This is a genomic window from Streptomyces echinatus (genome assembly GCF_014203595.1).
Lineage (GTDB): Bacteria > Actinomycetota > Actinomycetes > Streptomycetales > Streptomycetaceae > Streptomyces > Streptomyces echinatus.
Genome location: NZ_JACHJK010000005.1, coordinates 444,363 through 464,958, shown reverse-complemented (window position 1 = coordinate 464,958; position 20,596 = coordinate 444,363). Strand labels below are relative to the sequence as shown.

The following is a 20,596-nucleotide window of genomic DNA, read 5'->3' as shown; positions in this document are numbered from 1 at the left end:
GCCCCCGCGACCGCGGGGCCCCCTTTCGTCGTTCCGGGGCGGTGCCGGCCGTCAGGCGTGCCAGGTGCGGGCCCGCAGCGGCAGTCCCGAGGCGCCGGACTCCGGGGCGCGGACCGCCAGGACCTGGTTGACGCCGATGCGGTTGTGCTCGAAGGCGAGGGCGCAGGCGGCCATGTACAGCCGCCAGACGCGGGCCCGGTTCGGCCCGGCGAGCCCGGCCGCCCGGCCCCAGCCGGCCTCCAGATTGGCCACCCAGCCGCGCAGCGTGCGGGCGTAGTGCTCGCGGAGGGACTCCACGTCACGGACCTCGAACCCGGCGTGCTCCAGCTGGGTGACGGTGGTGCCGAGAGGGGCGAGTTCGCCGTCGGGGAAGACGTAGGCGTCGATGAACGCGTCCACCTCGTACGCCGTCTCGTCCCGCTGCGGGCGGCGGGCGATCTGGTGGTTGAGCAGCCGGCCGCCGGGACCCAGCAGGGCGTACAGCCGGCGGGCGTACTCCAGGTAGCGTTCGGCGCCGACGTGTTCGGCCATGCCGATGGAGGAGATCGCGTCGAAGGGGCCGTCCGCGACGTCCCGGTAGTCCTGGACCCTGATCTCCACCCGGTCGGTCAGCCCCTCGTCGGCGACGCGCTTGCGGGCGTACGCCGCCTGTTCCTGGGACAGGGTGACCCCGAGGACGCTCACCCCGTGCTCGCGGGCCGCGTGGATGGCCATGGAGCCCCAGCCGCAGCCGACGTCCAGCAGCCGCTGCCCCTCCTTCAGGCCCAGCTTGGCGCAGATCAGTTCGAGCTTGTCGCGCTGGGCGGACTCCAGGGTGCCGGCGTCCTCCCAGTAGGCGCAGGAGTACACCATGGAGGGGCCGAGGACGAGCTCGTAGAAGTCGTTGCCGACGTCGTAGTGGTGGCTGATGGCCCGTCGGTCGGTGCGGCGGGTGTGCAGGTGCCGGCGGGGTCTGCGGATCTCCTCGCGCGGCGGGGCGGGCGGGATCGGCGGGCCCGCAAGCTTCAGCAGGTCGCGGGCGGCGGCCCGGACGGCGGGGTCGCGCACGGCCCGGACGAGGCCGCGGGAGTCCTCCCCGCGCTCCCAGACGAGGCCCGCCATCGCGTCGAGCGCGGTGTACAGGTCGCCCTCGATCTCCAGGTCGCCGGCGACCCAGGCGCGGGCGAGGCCCAGTTCGCCCGGTTTGAACAGGATGCGGCGCAGGGCGCGGCGGTTGCGCAGCACGAGCGCCGGCGCGTCCGGCGGCCCGGCCTGTGATCCGTCCCAGGCCCTCACCCGCAAGGGGAGCGGGGCTCCCAGCATCTGCTCGGCAAGACTCCTCAGCCGCGACGCGGCGTCGGCCATGGCGCACACCTCCAAGACGACGATCCCGGATGCCGGTTACCACGTAAACACCGCACGGCGCTCAGCACAGTCCCGCAATGGAGTTACGAGTGGGCAAAGCAGGCGTATGGGCCATTGGACCGCTGCCCGGGAACGCCGAAGGACCTCCCGCACCACGGATGGCAGGAGGTCCTTCGGTCGGTGAGGCGACCGGTGAGGGTCAGGAGGCCTTGGCCTTCTCCTCGGTCTTGGCGGCGGCGACCGGCGCCGGCTTGGCGGCCTCGTAGAACTCCTCGCGGGGGTTCTCCATGGCGCCGAGGGAGACGACCTCGCGCTTGAGGAACATGCCGAGGGTCCAGTCGGCGAAGACGCGGATCTTGCGGTTGAAGGTCGGCATCGCCATGCCGTGGTAGCCACGGTGCATGTACCAGGCGAGGCGGCCCTTGAGCTTGATCTTCATCTTGCCCATGACGATCATCGCCACGCCCTTGTGCAGGCCGAGACCGGCGACCGCACCCTTGTTGGCGTGCTCGTACTCCTTCTGCGGGAAGCCCCGCATACCGGAGATCACGTTGTCGCCGAGGACCTTGGCCTGGCGCAGCGCGTGCTGGGCGTTCGGCGGGCACCAGGCGTTCTCGTTGCCCGCCTTGCGGCCGACGAGGTCCGGGACCTGTGCGTTGTCACCGGCGGCCCAGATGTAGTCCGTGCCCTTGACCTGGAGGGTCGGCTCGCAGTCGACGTGGCCGCGGGGGCCGAGGGGCAGACCGAAGCGGGCGAGGGCCGGGTTCGGCTTGACGCCGGCGGTCCAGACGATCGTGTTGGAGTCGACCTCGAGGCCGTTCTTCAGCACCACGTGACCGTCGACGCAGGAATCCATCGAGGTGGAGAGGTAGATCTCCACGCCGCGGCTCTCCAGGTGCTCCTTGCCGTACTGGCCGAGCTTGGGGCCGACCTCGGGAAGGATCTTGTCGGCGGCGTCGACGAGGACGAACCGCATGTCCTCGCGGGACACGTTCTTGTAGTACTTGGCCGCGTCCCGGGCCATGTCCTCGACCTCGCCGATGGTCTCCGCGCCCGCGAAGCCACCGCCGATGAAGACGAAGGTCAGCGCCTTGCGGCGGATCTCCTCGTCGGTCGTGGAGTCGGCCTTGTCCAGCTGCTCCAGGACGTGGTTGCGCAGGCCGATGGACTCCTCGATGCCCTTCATGCCGATGCCCTGCTCGGCGAGGCCGGGGATCGGGAAGGTGCGGGAGACCGCGCCCATCGCGATGACGAGGTAGTCGAAGGGCAGCTCGTACGCCTCGCCCACGAGCGGGGCGATCGTGGCGACCTTGCGGTCCTGGTCGATGGTGGTGACCCGACCGGTGAGGACCTCCGCCTTCGGCAGCACGCGTCGCAGCGGGACGACGACGTGCCGAGGGGAGATGTTGCCGGCGGCGGCTTCGGGGAGGAAGGGCTGGTAGGTCATGTACGACCGGGGGTCGACGACCGTGACGGTCGCCTCGCCGTAGCGCATCTTCTTGAGGATGCGCCGAGCTGCGTACAGGCCTACGTACCCACCGCCTACTACGAGGATCCTGGGACGCTCCGTGGTGCTCATGCCATCGAGTATCCACCCGCCTCGGCAGGGGTGCTCGTGCGCCCCTTCACAAGGTTCGACAGGCCCTGTGCTAAACTCCGCGACTCGCGTGACGCAGGTCATGCCGCCGCAGGGGAACCGCTGGGCGGTCTGACCCGTTGTCAAGGCCGCGTGAGCTGCCTCTCTGAGTCGGACGGGTGGCGGTGAGCCCCTCGCGACGACCGCGGAACACCCCCCTCAGGGCCCCTTCTGCACCCACCGTCTGAACATGTTCAAACGGGCGAGGATCCCCCGGAAGGGCCGATCGGCCCTCTTTCGCGGGCCTGCCGGACGGAATTCCTTGTGAAGAACTTCACGAACTTTTCCGACCGGCCGTCACCGAGGGGCCCCAGAAGGGCCCTCAGCCCCGCTCAGACGTTATCCGACCTGCTCAGCCGATGGCTACCGGCTAGTAACAAAAGAGCGTCACGCCACCGACCACGCGATGCCGTCGAGGATGTCGTGCTCGCTGACGACGACCTCCTCGGCACCGGTCCGCTCCATGATCGCCAGCAGCACGAGGGCGCCCGCGCCGATGACGTCGACCCGGCCGGGATGCATGGACGGGACCGCGGCGCGCTCGGCGTGCGTGGAGCGCAGCAGCCACTCGGTGATCTCGCGCACGCGGTCCCGGGAGATCCGGGAGTGGTGGATGCGCGCGGAGTCGTACTCGGGCAGCTCCTGGGCGATGGCGGACACCGTGGTGACGGATCCGGCCAGGCCCACCAGGGTGTGCGCCTCGCGCAGCGGGACGGTCTCCTCGGCGAGGTCCAGGGCGGCCTCGATGTCGGCCCTTATGGCCGCGATCCGCTCCTCGGCGGGCGGGTCGTCCACCTTGCCCTCGTGCACCAGGTGCCGCTCGGTCATCCGCACACAGCCGACGTCGACCGACCGGGCGGCACGTACGTGGTCGTCGCCGACGACGAACTCGGTCGAGCCGCCACCGATGTCCACCACCAGGTAGGGCCGGGTGAGGTCGGCACGGCCGGCGAGTTCCCGCGTGGCGCCGGTGAAGGAGAACTCGGCCTCCTGGTCACCGGTGATGACCTCGGGCTCCACCCCGAGGATGTCCAGCACGCCGCGCACGAAGTCGTCCCGGTTCTCGGCGTCCCGGGAGGCGGAGGTGGCGACGAAGCGGAGCCGCTCGGCGCCGTACTCCTTGATGACGGCCGCGTATTCACGGCAGGCGGCGAAGGTGCGCTCCAGCGCCTCGGGGGCGAGCCGGCCGGTGCGGTCGACACCCTGGCCGAGCCGCACGATCGTCATCCGGCGGTCCAGGTCGGTCAGTTCGCCCGTCACCGGATCGGCGTCGGCGACCAGCAGCCGGATGGAGTTGGTGCCGCAGTCGATGGCGGCGACGCGGGTCACTGCTCGTCCTCCTCGACGGGTCGCACCGCGAAGGGGCCCGTGCCGTCCTCCGCCGTCTCCATCTGCCGTCCGCCGCACGGCGGCCCGGACGGCGTCACGCAGGGGCCCTTGCGCCACCATTCCGGGAGCATGGCGATCGCCTCGTCGCCGAGCGGGTTCACGCCCGGCCCCGCGGCCAGCGAGTGGGCCACGAGGACGTGCAGGCACTTCACGCGGTCCGGCATGCCGCCCGCGCTGGGGAAGCCCGCCAGGACCTCGATCTCGTCCCGGCGCCGGATGTAATCCTCGTGCGCGGCCCGGTAGGCGGCGGCCAGCTCGGGGTCGGTCGCCAGCCGCTCGGTCATCTCCTTCATGACGCCGTCCGCCTCCAGCGTGCCGATCGCCGAGGCGGCGCGCGGGCACGTCAGGTAGTACGTCGTCGGGAAGGGCGTGCCGTCGGGCAGGCGCGGCGCCGTCTCCACGACGTCCGGCTGACCGCACGGGCAACGGTGCGCGATGGCCCGCAGGCCCCGCGGCGGGCGGCCCAGCTGCTGCTTGAAGGCCTCTACGTCCGCGTCGGTGGGCTCGGTGCGCGGAGTGGGCGGCGGAGGCGTTTCCATGACTGCTTTCAGACTGGCTTTCTGTCGGTTACCGGCCCGGCGGGCCGGTCACTGGTCGGAGGCGTCGGACTTGTCGACGCCGTCCCAGACGTTCGCGTACCAGGGCCGGTGGGCGGCCCCGAGAGCGGCGCGGGACTGCTTGGCCGTGCCCGGGTCGATGACCACGTACCCGGTCTCACCGGGCCTCACGTAGTGCAGCCTGCGCCGGATCTGCTGCTCGGCGTAGGCGTCGTCCCGCCAGCGCGCCTTGAGGTCGCGCAGCTGCTCGACGCGTTCGCGGGCCTGCTCCTGCTGCCGTCGCTGGTCGGCGATCTCGGCGCGCTGGGAGACGTACTGCCGCATGGGGTAGGCGAGCGCGACGATCATCGTGCACACCACCAGGGCGAGCAGCGCCGCGCGGCCGGTGAGCCGGGAGCGGCGGGCCTGCCGTTTGGTCTGGGAGCGGTAAACCCGGGCCGCGGTCTGTTCGCCGAGCAGCCTGAGCCTGGTCGCGGTGGAGAACCGGTCCCGGTCCTTCACGGCCATGTCCCGCCTCCCCTTCACGTGCGTACGTCCCCGCACACGGTACGGGACCGAGTACGGGGACGTACGTACGACTGGCGGAGCCGTGACCCTGGTGGGGTCAGCCCTTGAAGCGCGGGAAGGCGCTGCGGCCCGCGTACACCGCGGCGTCGTCGAGGATCTCCTCGATGCGCAGCAGCTGGTTGTACTTGGCGACGCGCTCGGAGCGGGCCGGCGCGCCGGTCTTGATCTGGCCGCAGTTGGTGGCGACGGCCAGGTCGGCGATGGTGACGTCCTCGGTCTCGCCGGAACGGTGGGACATCATGCACTTGAAGCCGTTGCGCTGGGCCAGCTCGACGGCGTCCAGGGTCTCGGTCAGCGAGCCGATCTGGTTCACCTTGACCAGCAGGGCGTTGGCGGCGCCGTCCTCGATGCCGCGGGCGAGGCGCTCGGGGTTGGTGACGAACAGGTCGTCGCCGACCAGCTGGACCTTGTCGCCGAGCTTGTCGGTGATGACCTTCCAGCCGGCCCAGTCGTCCTCGAACAGCGGGTCCTCGATGGAGACGAGCGGGTAGGCCGCGACGAGCTCCTCGTAGTACTCCGTCATCTCGGCGGCGGAGCGCTCCTTGCCCTCGAAGAGGTACTTGCCGTCCTTGTAGAACTCGGAGGCGGCGACGTCGAGCGCGAGGGCGATCTGCTCGCCGGGCGCGTAGCCGGCTTCCTTGATCGCTTCGAGGATGAGGTCGAGGGCCTCGCGGTTGGAGCCGAGGTTCGGGGCGAAACCGCCCTCGTCGCCGAGGCCGGTGGACAGGCCCTTGTTCTTCAGGACCTTCTTGAGGGTGTGGTAGACCTCGGTGCCCCAGCGCAGGGCCTCGGAGAAGGACTCCGCGCCGATCGGGGCGATCATGAACTCCTGGATGTCCACGTTGGAGTCGGCGTGCGAGCCGCCGTTCAGGATGTTCATCATCGGCACCGGCAGCAGGTGCGCGTTCGGGCCGCCCAGGTAGCGGAAGAGCGGGAGGTCGCTGGCCTCGGAGGCGGCGTGCGCGACGGCGAGGGAGACGCCGAGGATGGCGTTGGCGCCGAGCGAGCCCTTGTTGTCGGTGGCGTCCAGGTCGAACATGGCCTGGTCGATCAGGCGCTGCTCGGTGGCGTCGTAGCCGACCAGCTCCGGGCCGATCTGCTCGATGACGGCGAGGACGGCCTTCTCGACACCCTTGCCCTGGTAGCGGTTCGGGTCACCGTCGCGCAGCTCGATGGCCTCGAAGGCGCCGGTCGAGGCGCCGGACGGGACGGCGGCACGACCCGTGCTGCCGTCGTCGAGGCCGACCTCGACCTCGACCGTGGGGTTGCCTCGGGAGTCCAGGATTTCCCGGGCTACGACGACGTCGATGGACGGCACGAGCATCTCCTTCTTGGATGTGACGCTGGAAGTGCGGGGCTGGTGGGCCTTGCGACTAGAGCCTAACCGTCCCGGGGCCGTCGGCCACCGACCGACCGCCCCGTGGACATGCCGACCGTACCTTTTGTTCGTTCACGAAACAAAGGGCTTCGGCGGACTCCCGTGCGCTGCGGGCACAAAAAAGCCCCGCCCCGGTGCGTACGGGGGAACACGCACCGGGACGGGGACCCGTGGGGACGGGGGGTGGCCCGCACGGGGGCCTTCGGGGTGGCCCGCACCGCTGTGCGGGCCCCGCGGTCCGGCTCGGAGCCGGAGGTCACTTCAGGTGCAGCTGCTGACCGGGGTAGATGAGGTCGGCGCTCTCGACGACGTCCTTGTTCAGCTCGAACAGCTTCTGCCAGCCGCCCTGGACGTGGTGCTTGTCGGCGATGGTGCTGAGGGTGTCGCCGGTGACGACCTTGTACTCGCCGTCGCCCTTCTTGACCTTCTTGCCGGTCGGGGTGGTGACGGTCTTGCTCTGGCTCTTGCCCGTGGACGCGGCGGGGCGCTCGGCGGAGCGGGAGGCGGCCTGCTGGTCGGTGGAGCGGGTGGCGGTGCTGCCCGAGTCCGGCTTCGCGGGGGCGCTCGGGGCGGAGCCGTTGTTCGGGGTGCTCGACAGGCCCGTGCCGCAGACCGGCCAGGCACCCTTGCCCTGCGCGGCGAGGACCTTCTCGGCGACGGCTATCTGCTGCGCCTTGGAGGCCTGGTTGGCCTGCGGGGCGTAGGCGGTGCCGCCGTACGCGGCCCAGGTGGAGGCGGAGAACTGCAGACCGCCGTAGTAGCCGTTGCCGGTGTTGATGGACCAGTTGCCGCCGGACTCGCACTGGGCGACCGTGTCCCACTCGGCGGAGGTGGCCGCGGAGGCGGTGCCGGCCGCCATGAGCGGGGCGGCGACGGCGGCGCCGGTGACACCGGCCAGCGCGACGGCGCGGATGGCCTTGGACGGACGACGGTGCTTGCCCTTGCCGGTAAACAGCATGGATCGATCCCCTCACCGACGCCTACGAGGTGAGCTGTCGGGTTCGGGCCGGTTGAGTTGCCCGGCCGCATCCCACGCTTCCGTGAGATGCGGCTTCACCCCCAGCCGGTGCCAGCTTCAACTGCTGGTCCCGGCACTTACCTTGGGTCCCCCGCTCCTGCCTACGGCGCTTGACGCGACGACTGTTCCCGGGCAACCACTGGCAGGATTCGGCGTGGCGATTGCCGGGGCTCGTGGTGACGAGCGGCCTCGACCGTAGACACGCGATCCGCGGAATTTCAAAGACGATCAGGGCTTCTGAGACTCATCCCACACTTTCGCCAAACCGGACATTAAGGCGCTTAGTGGGGCGTCAACTCCCGCTACTTCGTGTCCTTTTCGCCCCTGACTTCCAGGGTCTGACCGGCAGTGATGTGGTTCGGGTCGGACCCGATGGCCTTCTTGTTCGTCGCGTACAGCGCGTGCCATCCGCCGTCGACGTCAAGGGAGTCGGCGATGGAGACGAGGGAGTCGCCCTCGCGGACGACATAGGTGCCCGGTTCGCGGGAGGCGTGCCGGCCGGAGCCGGTGGCGCTCTGACCGTTTGCGCCGCTTTCGTCCGCGCTCACGCCCCGGTGGCGTCCGCCGTTGCCGAGGGTCCCGGTGTCGACCAGGCTCCAAGAACCGGCGGCCTGCCGCGCGTTGTCCTCGGTCCCGGCGTCCGGGGTGGCCGTGGGGGTGCTGCCGGTTCCCTGCGGAGTTCCGGTGTCCCGCGAGGGGGACTTGTCGGACTTGGGAGTGTCGGTCCCGGCGGAATCGGCGTCCTTGTCGGCATCCGTGCCCGGCTTCGGGGTGGATTTGCCGTTCTTGTCCGACGAGGACCCGGCAGGGGAGCCGGCATCGGCGTCGGCACCGGTGGAGGGTGAAGAATCCGGCAGACCGGACGAGTCCGAGGTGTCGGAGGTGTCGGACTTTCCGTTGTTGTCGCTCTGTCCCTGCGAGTTGCCCGAGCCGCCGTCGGCGTCGTCGGAGGCGCCGACACCCGTGTCGACGTCCGCCGAGCCCGAGTCCGTGGTCAGCCCGGACAGCAGGGCGCAGGTGGCCCAGGGGGTGGTGCCGCGGTCGGCCAGGATCTTCTCGGCGACGGAGATCTGCTGCTGGCGGCTGGCCTGGTCGGCGCTGTCCGCGTACTGGGTGCCGCCGTACTTGCCCCAGTCGTCCTGCGAGATCTGCAGGCCGCCGTAGTACCCGTTGCCGGTGTCGGCGCTCCATGAGCCGCCGCTCTCGCACTCGGCCACCTTGTCCCACGTCGTACCCTCGGCCGCGTTGGCGCTCGCGGCGCCGAGGAGCGGGATGGCGATGGCCGAGCCGGTCACTCCGGCCGCGACGAGAAGAGCAGGAGCCTGACGAGGGCGACGGTGTCGACCGTTCCCGGAGAGCATGCAGATGCCTTTCGAGCGACAGCGGGACCGGCGCGGCGGAGATGCCCCGCCACGCTGATGGGTGAACGTATAGGCAGACGATCACTTGTCACAAGTTCATGCCGCGCAGATCACGTGAAGATCACAGAGCTGAACGCGTGTCATGTTGCGCGGAGGGACTGTGTTCAGGCGGTGGGCGTGAACTCGACCGGCAGGGTGCGCAGCCCCCGCATGATGAGTCCGCCGCGCCAGCGCAGCTCGGCCGGGTCGGCGGCCAGCCGCAGGTCGGGCAGACGGGTGAGCAGCGTCGCGAGCGCGGTCTGGCCCTCCAGGCGGGCGAGCGGCGCGCCGAGGCAGTAGTGGATGCCGTGGCCGTAGCCGAGGTGCTGGTTGTCGCGGCGGGCGAGGTCCAGCACGTCCGGATCGTCGAACCGCTCCGGGTCCCGGTCCGCGGCGGCGAGCACGACGAGCACCGGGTCGCCCGGCGCGATGTCCTGCCCGCCGATGGCCAGCGGCTCCGTGGCGAACCGCCAGGTGGCCAGCTCCACCGGGCCGTCGTAGCGCAGCAGTTCCTCCACGCCGGTCGCCAGCAGGTCCGTCTCCCGGCGCGCCAGGGACTCCTCCAGCCGCCGGCGCTGCTCGGGGTGGGTGAGCAGGGCGTAGGTCCCGTTGCCGATGAGGTTGACGGTCGTCTCGAAGCCGGCGAACAGGAGGATGAAGGCCATGGCGGCGGCCTCGTTCTCGGTGAGGTGCTCGCCGTGGTCGGAGGCGCGGATGAGGCCGGAGATCAGGTCCTCGCCGGGCGCGGGCGTGGCCGGCAGCGCCTCGCGCTTTTTGTGGATCAGCTCGGCGAGGTAGCCGCGCATCTTCTTCACCGACCGGGCGACCCCGCCCCGGGGCCCTCCCCCGTGCCGGATCATCATGCCCGCCCAGTCCCGGAAGTCGTCCTGGTCCTCGCGCGGGACGCCGAGCAGGTCGCAGATGGCGTAGATGGGCAGCGGGAAGGCGAACTCGTGGATGAGGTCGGCGGAGCCGGTCTTCGCGAACCGGTCGATGAGGTGGTCGGTCAGCTCCTGCACCCGGGGCGCGAACTCGGCGACCCGGCGCGGGGTGAACGCCTTGCTGACCAGGCGGCGCAGCCGGGTGTGGTCCGGGGGGTCGATGTTGAGCAGATGCGTCATCAGCTCGGCCTTGCGCTCGCCGGGGATGCCGGTCTTGCCCTTGGCGTGCGCGGGCTCGTCGTGATGGGCCGGGTTCTTGCTCAGCCGCTGGTCGGCGAGGGCCTGCCGGGCGTCTGCGTACCGGGTGACCAGCCATGCCTCGACACCGCTCGGCAGCCGCGTCCGGTGCACGGGGGCGTGCTCGCGCAGCCAGGCGTAGGCGGGGTAGGGGTCGGTGGCGAACTCCCACGTGAAGAGGGCGGGGGACGGCTCCGTGGGGGGCAGCTCGGCGGCGGCCGGCTCGGTGGGGGACGGCTCGGTGGGGGACGGCTCCGTGGGGGACGGCTCGGTGGGGGACGGCTCGGTGGGGGCCGGCTCGGTGGGGGCCGGCTCGGTGGGGGACGGCTGCCCGGAGGGGGGCTGCTCGGAAGCCGGCTGCTCGGTGTCCGGCCGGGGCTGGGAGGGGGCCGGCTCGCCGGGGTGAGGCTGGTGAGGCCCGTCGCGGTGGAGCTGGGCGCGGTGCGGCTGGTCGGGGTGGGGCTGGTCGGTCACTCCTTGACGGTATCCGGACCGTCGGGCAGCTCGCCGAGGGCCTTGCGGGCGGCGTGGTGCCCTTGGTCGGCCGCCCTGCGGTACCACTCCCGGGCCTCCTCCGGTTTGCCCTGCCGGTCGAGCAGGGCCCCGAGCCGGTAGGCGCCGTAGGGGTCTCCGCTCTCGTACGCGGCCCGGTACTGCTCCACGGCTCCCTCCATACGGTCCATCCTCTCCAGGACGACGCCGTGATGGGCGAAGTCCAGCGGATAGTCTCCCGATTCGGCGAAGTGGGCGAAGTACTCCTCGACCTCGCTCAGCGGCGGCTGCGCGGCCTGGAGCCCCCGCAGGATCCCGGCCGCCGTCTTGTCACCGGCGTGCGCCGCGCGCTCCAGCCACACCTCGGCCAGCACGCGCTCGTTCGTCACGAGGTGGTGCATCCCCAGGCCGCGCGCGACGTCGGGGTAGCCCCGGGAGGCGGCGAAGTCGTACCGGTCCCAGGTCAGCTCCGGGTCCGCCACACAGAACCGCATGTCCGCCAGCAGGCGCGCGCCCCTCGGCCGCTGTGCCGCGAGCAGCCAGCGCTCCGCCCTGCCCATCAGCGCCTCGGCGAGCAGCGTCGCCGCGTCGCGGTCCCCCGCCTGCGCGGCCTGCTCCAGGAGCGGCTCCGCCTCCTCGCTCCGGCCGCGTTCCACGAGCAGCCGGCCCATGTGCCCGGCCGCCTCCGGCACTCCGGCCTCGGCCGCCCGCAAGAACCAGCTCTCGGCCTCCTCGTGGTGCCCCAGGGACTCCTCCAGCAGCCCCAGCCGGTACATCACCGGTCTGTCCCCGCCGTCGACCGCCCGCTCGAACGCGGCGCCCGCCAGCGTGGCCACCAGCTCGACGTCGTACCCCTTCTCCGTCCGCGCGACGTCCAGGGCCCGCGACCACAGCGCGTCCCGCACCGGCGGGAACTTCTCGTCGTACCGGGCCGCGCTCACCAGCGGGCCCGCCGCCGACCAGGCCCGCGGCCCCTCGCGCCGCAGCAACGGCAGCACCCCGTGGCGTTCCCGGGCCGCCCACTCCAGCGCCTCCTCGACGGTCTCCGGTTCCGTCCCGCCCGGTGGCCCGTAGCCCTCGGCGACCTCCACGAGCAGGTCCTGGGACAGCGGTCCCCGCAGCCCGCACCGCGCCAGATCGATCGCCGCCCGCACCAGCGCCTGTCCGCGCGGGTGCTTGCGCCGGGAGCGCCGGAAGTCCGCCCACAGCCGCGGTTCCACGGCGAGGTGGGTCGCGATCCCTTCCGGTCCGCTGAGCCCGGCGGCCTCCCTCAGCCGCGGGTCCGCCTGCTCGGCGGCGCGCGCCCGCTCGGCGTCCGTCCACTCCCGGGGCAGCTCCACCATCTGCGCCAGGTCCAGCACCCGGCCGCGCGGGGTCTGCCGGTACTCGTCGTAGGCGTCCTCGCGCAGGGTGGCGAGTACGACCGCTCTCAGCCCGGCCAGCCGCGCCAGCAGCCGCGGCTCCAGGCCGCCGTCGCCGAGGTGGCCGTCGAGGTCGTCGAGCCACAGCACGTGGTGCCCGGCCGCTCCGCGCAGCAGGTCGGGCAGGCCCCGCAGGTCCGCGCCGGCGTCCGGCGCGTACACCCGGGCCGTCGGGAGCACGGCCGCCAGGAGCGCGAGCGCCGTGCGCGACTTGCCCGCGAACGGCTCCCCCAGCACCACGACGAGGCCGCCGTCCGCCGCCGCGGAGGCCAGGGCGGACAGCAGGGCTTCGTCGGCGTCCCGGGGGACGTACGGCGGCAGGGGCGGGCCGCCCTCCGTCCGGCGGGCGGGCCGCACCCCGTGCGCCAGCGGCTCCAGTGCGGTGGCCGTCGGCCACTCGTCCGGGCCGGGGAGGCCGATCGGTGACCGGGGGCCGTAGGCGTGCTGGATCTGGACCCCGATGACCGGCCCGTGGATGTCCGCCTGCCGGAAATCGACATGGTCACCGACGACCGGCTCGGGCCCCTCCGGGGGGAGAGCCGGCAGCGCACGCGGGGGCCCCTCCGGACGGGGGCCGGACCGGGGCTCGGACTCGGACCGGGGGTCAGGTGCGGGCCGGGGCTCGGGAATCTCCCTCTGGTACGGGACGGCCTCGATCTCGGGAACCTCCACCGGGTGCCGGACGGGAGCCGGACCGGGATTCTCCGCCGGCTGCCGGACGGAGTCGGGCCAGGCGTCCTCCACCAGGTACCCGACGGGGGCCGGTCCGGGTTCCTCCAGGTGCCGGGCGGGAGCCGGACCGGGATTCTCCGCCGGCTGCCGGACGGAGTCGGGCCAGGCGTCCTCCACCAGGTACCCGACGGGGGCCGGTCCGGGTTCCTCTGCCAGGGCGGGGGCCGGCGCGGGGGCCGGTAAAGGTTCCGGGAGGGGAGCCAGGGCGTGGATCAGGTCCCGCAGTTGCCGGGCCGCGGCGTTCTTGTCCGCCGCGTGGACAAGGGTGGTGCGCAGCCGGGGAGCCCAGACCGCTTCCAGCGGCTCCGGGGAACCGGGGTCCGTCTTCCCGGTGTTCAGCAGTTCCCGTGCGTAGGAGGAAGCCCGCTGGTCCGCGAACCATCGCGCGAAGCGTTCCCGGACCCGGACCCACTCCTCCGTGCCGAGCGCCGCCGCGAGCACCTCGGCCCCGACGCCCGCCAGATCCGTCCCCAGCCTCACGCACGCCCCCCGCACCTCGTGACCACGCTGTGCTTCAACGGTACTGACACGGAAGGGAATCGGCGGCGCCGTGCGTCGATCCGCCTACTCTTCGTCCTCCTCCCCGCCGCCCGCCGTCCCCGGGTCCTCCGCCGCCTTGATCGCGTCCCGGTACACCCGTGCCGCCGCCCGCAGCGCCGCCTCCGGGTCCACCCCGTCCGCCTCGGCGCGGACCGCCAGGGCGAGGAGTTCGTATCCGATGCCCTCACCCTCGGGCAGGGGGACCCGCAGGGCCGCGGTACGGACGCGGGAGGCGAGCTTGGCGGCCAGGGCCAGGCCGGGCTGGCCGAGCGGGACGCCGTCCGTGACCGAGGTGCGCCGCTTCTCCTCTGCCTTGGTGCGCAGCCAGTGCTCCTTGACGTCCTCCGGAGTCTCGGCCCGCTCGTCGCCGAAGATGTGCGGGTGCCGGCGGATGAGCTTGGCGACGATGCCGCCGGCCACGTCGTCGATGGAGAACGGCGTGTCCGGGTGCTCCTCGGCGATCCGGGAGTGGAAGACCACCTGGAGGAGGACGTCGCCCAGCTCCTCGCGCAGCTCCGTGCGGTCGCCGGCCTCGATCGCCTCGACCAGCTCGTACGCCTCCTCGATGCCGTACTTCGCCAGTCCCTCGTGGGTCTGCCGGGAGGACCACGGGCACTCGGCGCGGATGCGGTCCATGACCTGCACGAGATCCAGCAGGCGGGCGCCGGGCAGGTCGTAGGAGGCGGGGAGGAGCTCCAGCTCCGGCATGACGACCCGGCCGGAACCGGCCAGCCGGGCGAGGCCGTCGGTGAGCGCCGGCTCGCCCTCGCCCGTCGCCACGACCACCACCGTCCGCCCGCCGGCGCAGGCGTCGACCAGCTCCTGCGCGGTGGGGGACGTCTCCGCCACCGCTATCCCGGCCTCACGCAGATACGGCAGCTGCGGATGCGCGCCGTCCGCGCACAGCACGGCGTCGGCGGCGTGCAGGGCCTGCCAGGCGGGCCAGGACAGCAGGCCGGGGGCGACGCGGTGGCTGGTGGTGAGCAGGACGATGCGGCCGGGGGCGGCTTCCGGGCCGGCCTGGGGACGGGCTGCGGGACTGGTTTCGTTCACGATCCGAACGTAGCCCACGGCACGGGCGAGCGGTTCGCGTTGTCCACAGGGCCGAGGGGATCATGTGATCGTACGACCGACGGTCCGGTGCCGTACCGTTCCGGCACCGGTGCGCGAGCGGGCCCGCACCGTCGGCCGGGCTACGCCGTCAGCTCGTCGCCCGCCCCCGTGACCTCCCGCACCCACGGCGTCTTGGCGTCCACCCGGCTGCTCTTCTGCACGTCCCAGGAGCCGTAGCGCGGGTTGAGGTCCACGTGGAGTTCCCCGGACGCCTTGGACAGGGCCTGCCAGAAAGCGGGCTGGCTGGTGTCGGTGCCGAGCTTCGCGGCGAGCTTCTGCGCCTCCAGCTGCAGGCGCAGGTTGTCGTCGAGGTGGCCCGGGGCGATGCCGTACTTCTGCAGCCAGGCCGTCTCCAGGCCCTTGCTGCCACCGGTCTGCCGCTCCAGGTCCGCCCGCATCTGCTGGATCTCCTTGCGGGTGACCGTGACGCCCGCGTCCCGGGCGGCGCGGTGCAGCACCTGGTCGAGCACCATGTTGTGCAGGGTGTCGCGGGTGAGGCTGCTGGTGGAGGAGACGACCTGCTGGTACTGCGTCTCGTCCGGCACCGCGGCCCGCTGCGCCTGGCGGACCTCGTTGACCCGGCTCTCCAGCTGGGCGACGGTGATCCGCTGCCCGCCGACGACGGCCGCGGCACCCGGGTGGGCGTCGTTTCCGCAGGCGGTCAGCAGGGGTGCCGCGGCGGCGATCGCGGCGGCGAGGACGAGCGCGGTGCGACGGCGGCGGTGCAAGGAAACCTCCAGGGGGAGATTGTGCGACGGTGCACAAAGTCTTGCGATGATCGATGGTAGGCAGTGAGCAGGCTGCGGCCAACCCATTCGACCAACGATTCGCGGGCGCTTCGGGCACCGCCGCGCCACGCCGGAAGGCCGCCGGGTCAGCCGACGACGGCCACCGGTGCGTCCCAGGCGTCCCGGTCGACGGTCAGCGTGACACCGCCGCGCGTCTCCTTGCTGTTGACCATGTACTGGTGGGCGCGGCTGTGGTCGGTGAACTGGGTGGAGCCCCACGGCCAGTCCGCGGTCGTCGTGTACTGCTTGTCCCACAGCGCGTACCAGAGGTTGCCCGGCAGGTCCGTCTTGTTCGGCGCGGTGGCGATCGCCTTGGCGCTGGAGCTGGTGAAGCCGTAGTAGCCGCCGCGGTAGGTCTTGCCGCGCAGCGTCTTCATGAACGAGCGCACATACGTGAGCACGGCGTCGTTGCACGCCTTGTTCGTGATGTCGTACGGCTCCATGTCGAGGTAGACGGGGCTGCCGGCCTTCATGCCGAGCGCCGACGCCTTGGCGACCGCGTCCTGGGCGTCGCTCACGCCGAGGGAGGCGGCCGTGGAGGCGGTCAGCTTCTCGGGGCTGCGGCTGGTCTGGCAGGGCGGCTGGGCGCCGACGTAGATCGGGATGAGCTTCCAGCCGAGGGAGTTGACCGACTTCACCCAGGAGGCCGTGAGGTTGGGCTGGGCGCAGCCGCGGTTCTTGCCGCCCACGTAGACGGCGGCGGCGCCGTAGTAGCCGGTGTGCCAGGCCTTCATGGCGGTCAGCGACGGCGCGGTGCAGGTGTCGAACGCGCGGCCGGTGAAGGTCTTCTGCGCGGGCCACGCGGTGGCGGCCATGGAGGTCTGCGCGGCGATACCCGCCCCGGTGACGACGGCCGCGCCGGCCACCGCCCAGGTCACGTATCTGCGCTTCTTCGACTGCCGGTGACCGGCCATGAATCCCACCCCTGATCGTGCACGGCGGTCCACGCGCGTGCGTGCTCGGCGAAAACGAAGCGCAAGGTATCGAACGCCGGGTCCGCAACGGAAAACACAGACCCCTGTAACGCACATGAATCGCCCAGGGGGCGGCAAAAACTAGCCGCGCACCTGCCCCAGCCACTGGAGGGTCCGCCGGACCTCGACGGCCAGCGGATGACCGGGGCCGTGCAGCCGCTCGACGTCCATGACCAGCCGCGCGAGCGTGTCGTGGGCCGCCGGCCGGTCGCCGAGCGCCAGCAGCAGATGGCCGATGCGCCGGCGCACCTCGTGGGCGAGCTGCGGGTCCCCGGAGACGTACTGGTTCTCGTAGTACGGCAGCAGCGCGCGGTACTCGGCGAGCGCTGCCGCCGGTTCGCCCAGCTGCTCCAGGCACTGCGCGGCCTCGTAGCGGTAGCGCAGCGACTGCGGGTCGGCCTGGCCCGCCTCGGCGGCGCGTTCGTCGGCGAGACGGCGCAGTTCGGGCAGCGCGCGCCGGTACTGGCCGTCGTCCATGAGCGTGGCCGCGTACTGCTTGCGCAGGGTCCGCACGACCGGGGACTGCTCACCGTGCTGCTCGGCGGCGGCCGGCAGGATCGCGCCCAGGATGTCCACGGCCTGCGTGATACGGCCCTCCCCCAGCAGCCGCTTGACCTCGTCCACGGCGGCGGCCACATCGGGCTTCCCGGCCACCGGCGGGGCCGGCGCGACGGGGGCGGGCTGGGGCGCGGGGGTCCGCGCGCGGTCCGGCCAGGGGGCGTGCGGACGCAGGAACGGGCGCGTGGGATCCAGCGGCGCCCCGGTGGGTGTGCCGCGCGCCGGCAGCAGCCGCGCCAGGTCCTCGTAGACCTCCTGCGCGGACGCCGGGCGGTGCTGCGGGTCCTTGGCCAGCAGCCGCAGCACCAGGGTCTCGAGCGCCTCGGGCACCTCGGGCCGGATCCGGCGCACGGGCAGCGGCGGCTCGTACAGGTGCCGGTGCAGCACCCCGAGCGCCGTGGAGCCGACGAACGGCACCTCGCCGCTGAGCAGTTCGTGCATCAGCACGCCGAGCGCGTACAGGTCGGTGTACGGGCCGACGGCGCCGCCCATCGCCTGCTCGGGCGCCATGTAGGCGGGCGAGCCGATCGGGGAGCCGGTGTGGGTGAGGCGGGTGGTGTCGGTGTCCATCACCGAGGCCACGCCCAGGTCGAGGACGGTGATGGTGCCGTCCTGCTTCACCATCACGTTGCGCGGCTTCAGGTCGCGGTGCACGATCGGCACGGCGTGCACCGCGCTCAGCACCGCGCACAGTTGCGCGGCCACCGCGACGACCCACTGCCACGGGTACGGGTCGTGCTCGGCGAGGTGGTCGGAGAGGTCCGCGCCGTCGACGTACTGCATGACGAGGAACAGCTCCTCGCCCTCGCTGCCCGCGTCGTGCACCGTCACCAGACCGGGGTGGTCCACCTGCGCGGTCACCCGGCACTCGCGCAGGAACCGGCGGCGCAGTTCATCCGCCTCGTGGCCCGCCACCTTGTCCGGGCGCAGCAGCTTCACCGCCACGCGCCGGTCCAGCCGCCGGTCGTACGCCGTCCAGACCTGGCCCATGCCGCCCTGCCCGATGAGGGTGGACAGTTCGTAACGGTCCGCGACGACACGTCCTGTCGCCACGGTCACCGTCCGCCCTCGTGGCCGTCCTGGCGGCGCAGGTAGTCGCTCAACTCGTCCAGCTCGGCCCGCACCTGGTCGATCCGCGCGGGCGCCGGACGCTGCGGCGGCGGGGTGGCCAGCGGGGGCTGGGGCGCGGTCGTGTGCGCCACCGGGGGCGGGGTGTGCGGCGTGGCGGGGGGCGTCGGCAGCACGGTGGGCGCCCGGTGCCCGGCCGGCGGGACCGGTACGGTCGTCGCGCCGTACGAGACCGCGGGGCCCGGGTAGCCGTACGCCGCGGCCGGACGCTGCTGCGCCTGGTACGCCTGCTGCCGCAGCAGGAAGTGCCGGGTGTCCGCGGCGAGGTAGTACGCGATCGTGGCCACGAGCGTGCAGAGCAGCAGCAGGAGGCCGAACCAGCCGCCTCCGGTGTGGATCTCGTCGCCCGGTTCGACCGCGAGCAGCGTGATGCTGAGGATGTCGGCGGCCAGCACCGCCACGAACAGCCCCCAGTCCAGCGACCGGCGCGTGACGACCGCCAGCCGCAGCATCATCGCCCAGGCCAGGAATCCGATGCTGAGGAAACCGAGCGCCACGAACAGCACGCGCAGGAAAACCAGCCACGCGGTGTGCGGTGGCTGCTTCACCGGCTGTCCGTAGCCGTGGCCTTGCATGGCTGCTCCCGATGCCTGAAGTGGGCGTACGTGCCCGCCCGGCGCGATCCGCGGGGGCGGACGACGCCGGGCGTGCGAGTGTCGCTTCGAGCATATGGCCCGGCGGGGACACGCGGCCCGGGTTGTACCGAACCGTTGTCCGGGGGCCGGAACGGCATCAAGGGGACCAACCGGGCCAACAGGGTCAGTCGGGTGCGACCTCACCGCCGCCAGAGCCGGCCTCCGCCGTGCGATGAGGGCCGTTCCGTCCGAGTAGCCTCCGGCCAGGCGTACTGCCTCTTTGTCTGGCCGTCCCTCGGTTCTCGCCAGCCTCGGGCATGCTGGCGGGGTCCAGCTCCAGAGGTCACGAACAGGTGGGGCTGGCGCTGGTCGCCAGCTGGTCGCCGAGGGAGCTGCGGCGGTACAGGACCTGTCGTCCGTCGCGCGCCCGGGCGACGAACCATGGGCTCCTGGCTCGGGGTCCACGCCTACCACCACGTCGGATAGTGGGGGGTATGCGCGCTCGTGGCAGTGCTCACCATGCTCGCCCTGGCCCGTCACCTCGCAGCACTGCGTGCTCCCTGCTGGCGTCCTGACCGGCAGAGCGTGCGAGGGCACACCGATGCCGTCGAGCTTGAAGAGGGAGCGGCGGCGACGGCAGCACAGACCGCTGCTACCCGCCGCACTGCTCCAACATCATCTGTTTGTCCGCCGCCGTCACCGGCAGCTTGTACTTCAGTGAGACCTGCGCGAACCGCACGCTGTATGAGCAGCGCATGCTCTTGTTCGGCGGCAACCACGTCGCCGGACCCGAGTCGCTCTTCGCGCCGTTGGTCGGCCCGTCCACTGGGATCAGGTTGAGCGGATCATTGGCTATGTCCTCCCGCTTTCCCTGCGTCCAGCGCGAGGCACCCATCTGCCAGTCGTACGACAGCGGCATGACGTGATCTATCTGGACCTTCGTCGCACGGGACTTGGTCCACTCGATCGTCTTCCCGGTGTACGGGTCATGCAGCGTCATGGAGGTGACGACGCAGTCCGACCCGGCCCGGAAGCGGACCTTCTCGCCATCACGTTTCAAGAGATCGTTTCGCGAGTCACACCCGTTGTGAGCAAAGGGAATGCCGCCCGGAGCCGAGTCCATCCAGGCGTAGCCGAACTTGTCCCGCTCATATCCCGTTTTGGGGCCGCGCCCCTTTGTCGCCACTTTCTCGATCAACGACCGCGCCTTCGTCCTGTCCGCAGCGGATGTGATCGCCGCCAGCCCAGGCTTCGTTCCGTCCGGATTGTCCAGCGGGCTCACAGCCCGACCGTTGTCGGCGGTCGGGACGGCGGAACCGGAGGATCCGCCGGCCACGGGCGGAGTGAGATCGTCGCAGCCGACGAGCATGAATCCGGTGGCCAGCAGCGCGGCGGACGCCAAGAGAGCACGCCGACTTCCGCGACTGTTCCTCATGTGCCTCTCAGTACGCATAGCGCACCGACCCGGACATGAGCTGCGAGAACCCTGCGATCATGCCGCGCAGCATAGAGATAACGCGGGTGTCGCAGGAGTTGGAGTCGGTGTCCGCCCAGGCGGTGCCGAACCGGTCCCGCGCGTAACCGGTCTTCGGCGCACGCCCCTTGACGGTCAGTGAGCCGGCGGCGGTCAGGGCGGCGCCCCCGCTCCCCGTCTCCCCGGGCCCGGACGCCCCCTTGTTCTGCTCGGCCTTGCAACCGGTCACGGCGACCAGCACGGCCACGGCGGCGACCGTCCCGCCCCTCAGACGCGTCACGGTGCGCCCCCCTCGCTCGCCCTGTCCGTCCCCGGCCGGGGACGGATCGTTCCG

At 72.0% G+C, this 20,596-nt stretch carries 16 protein-coding genes, 1 pseudogene and 1 riboswitch; all 17 genes and pseudogenes read right to left on the bottom strand.

The window, feature by feature from the left end; genetic code table 11:
- Nucleotides 1–51 precede the first annotated feature (51 nt).
- Entirely contained in the window at nt 52–1,344 is a 1,293-nt protein-coding gene (locus tag FHS34_RS17345) for a class I SAM-dependent methyltransferase (protein ID WP_184966166.1), read from the bottom strand.
- Between the two features lie 199 nt (nt 1,345–1,543).
- A complete protein-coding gene (locus FHS34_RS17340) occupies nt 1,544–2,923 on the bottom strand; it encodes an NAD(P)/FAD-dependent oxidoreductase (protein WP_184966164.1) in 1,380 nt (459 codons plus the stop codon).
- Between the two features lie 444 nt (nt 2,924–3,367).
- A complete protein-coding gene (locus tag FHS34_RS17335; RefSeq protein WP_184966162.1) occupies nt 3,368–4,309 on the bottom strand; it encodes a Ppx/GppA phosphatase family protein in 942 nt (313 codons plus the stop codon).
- Nucleotides 4,306–4,908: a DUF501 domain-containing protein gene (locus FHS34_RS17330; RefSeq protein ID WP_184966160.1), complete on the bottom strand. Its 603-nt coding sequence runs from the start codon at nt 4,906–4,908 to the stop codon at nt 4,306–4,308. The genes FHS34_RS17335 and FHS34_RS17330 overlap by 4 nt, the downstream gene beginning before the upstream one ends.
- Before the next feature lie 48 nt (nt 4,909–4,956).
- Entirely contained in the window at nt 4,957–5,433 is a 477-nt protein-coding gene (locus tag FHS34_RS17325; protein ID WP_184966158.1) for an FtsB family cell division protein, read from the bottom strand.
- Between the two features lie 97 nt (nt 5,434–5,530).
- Entirely contained in the window at nt 5,531–6,817 is a 1,287-nt protein-coding gene (eno, locus tag FHS34_RS17320) for a phosphopyruvate hydratase (RefSeq protein WP_184966155.1), read from the bottom strand.
- A 310-nt stretch (nt 6,818–7,127) separates the two neighbouring features.
- Entirely contained in the window at nt 7,128–7,829 is a 702-nt protein-coding gene (locus tag FHS34_RS17315; protein ID WP_184966153.1) for a LysM peptidoglycan-binding domain-containing protein, read from the bottom strand.
- 4 nt (nt 7,830–7,833) lie between these two features.
- Nucleotides 7,834–8,008: riboswitch (cyclic di-AMP (ydaO/yuaA leader) on the bottom strand.
- Nucleotides 8,009–8,191: 183 nt separating this feature from the next.
- Nucleotides 8,192–9,250: a LysM peptidoglycan-binding domain-containing protein gene (locus FHS34_RS17310; protein ID WP_184966151.1), complete on the bottom strand. Its 1,059-nt coding sequence runs from the start codon at nt 9,248–9,250 to the stop codon at nt 8,192–8,194.
- A 164-nt stretch (nt 9,251–9,414) separates the two neighbouring features.
- Nucleotides 9,415–10,674, bottom strand: coding sequence for a cytochrome P450 family protein (locus FHS34_RS17305; RefSeq protein ID WP_184966379.1), 1,260 nt, complete (start codon nt 10,672–10,674; stop codon nt 9,415–9,417).
- A gap of 263 nt (nt 10,675–10,937) precedes the next feature.
- Nucleotides 10,938–13,592, bottom strand: a complete 2,655-nt coding sequence (locus FHS34_RS17300) for an SEL1-like repeat protein (protein ID WP_184966149.1) — start codon at nt 13,590–13,592, stop codon at nt 10,938–10,940.
- A gap of 84 nt (nt 13,593–13,676) precedes the next feature.
- A complete protein-coding gene (locus tag FHS34_RS17295) occupies nt 13,677–14,705 on the bottom strand; it encodes a nucleoside triphosphate pyrophosphohydrolase (protein ID WP_184966147.1) in 1,029 nt (342 codons plus the stop codon).
- Nucleotides 14,706–14,845: 140 nt separating this feature from the next.
- A complete protein-coding gene (locus FHS34_RS17290) occupies nt 14,846–15,493 on the bottom strand; it encodes a SurA N-terminal domain-containing protein (RefSeq protein WP_184966145.1) in 648 nt (215 codons plus the stop codon).
- Nucleotides 15,494–15,639: 146 nt separating this feature from the next.
- Complete coding sequence (locus tag FHS34_RS17285; RefSeq protein ID WP_184966143.1) at nt 15,640–16,467, bottom strand: glycoside hydrolase domain-containing protein; 828 nt, start codon at nt 16,465–16,467, stop codon at nt 15,640–15,642.
- 141 nt (nt 16,468–16,608) lie between these two features.
- Nucleotides 16,609–18,102: a serine/threonine-protein kinase gene (locus FHS34_RS17280; RefSeq protein WP_221509082.1), complete on the bottom strand. Its 1,494-nt coding sequence runs from the start codon at nt 18,100–18,102 to the stop codon at nt 16,609–16,611.
- 38 nt (nt 18,103–18,140) lie between these two features.
- Nucleotides 18,141–18,788: a hypothetical protein gene (locus tag FHS34_RS17275; protein WP_184966139.1), complete on the bottom strand. Its 648-nt coding sequence runs from the start codon at nt 18,786–18,788 to the stop codon at nt 18,141–18,143.
- Nucleotides 18,789–19,440: 652 nt separating this feature from the next.
- On the bottom strand, nt 19,441–20,223 hold the full coding sequence (locus FHS34_RS17270) for an HNH endonuclease family protein (RefSeq protein ID WP_184966137.1): 783 nt from the start codon (nt 20,221–20,223) through the stop codon (nt 19,441–19,443).
- A gap of 82 nt (nt 20,224–20,305) precedes the next feature.
- A pseudogene (locus FHS34_RS17265) lies at nt 20,306–20,542 on the bottom strand (hypothetical protein); the annotation flags it as partial.
- Nucleotides 20,543–20,596: the final 54 nt, after the last annotated feature.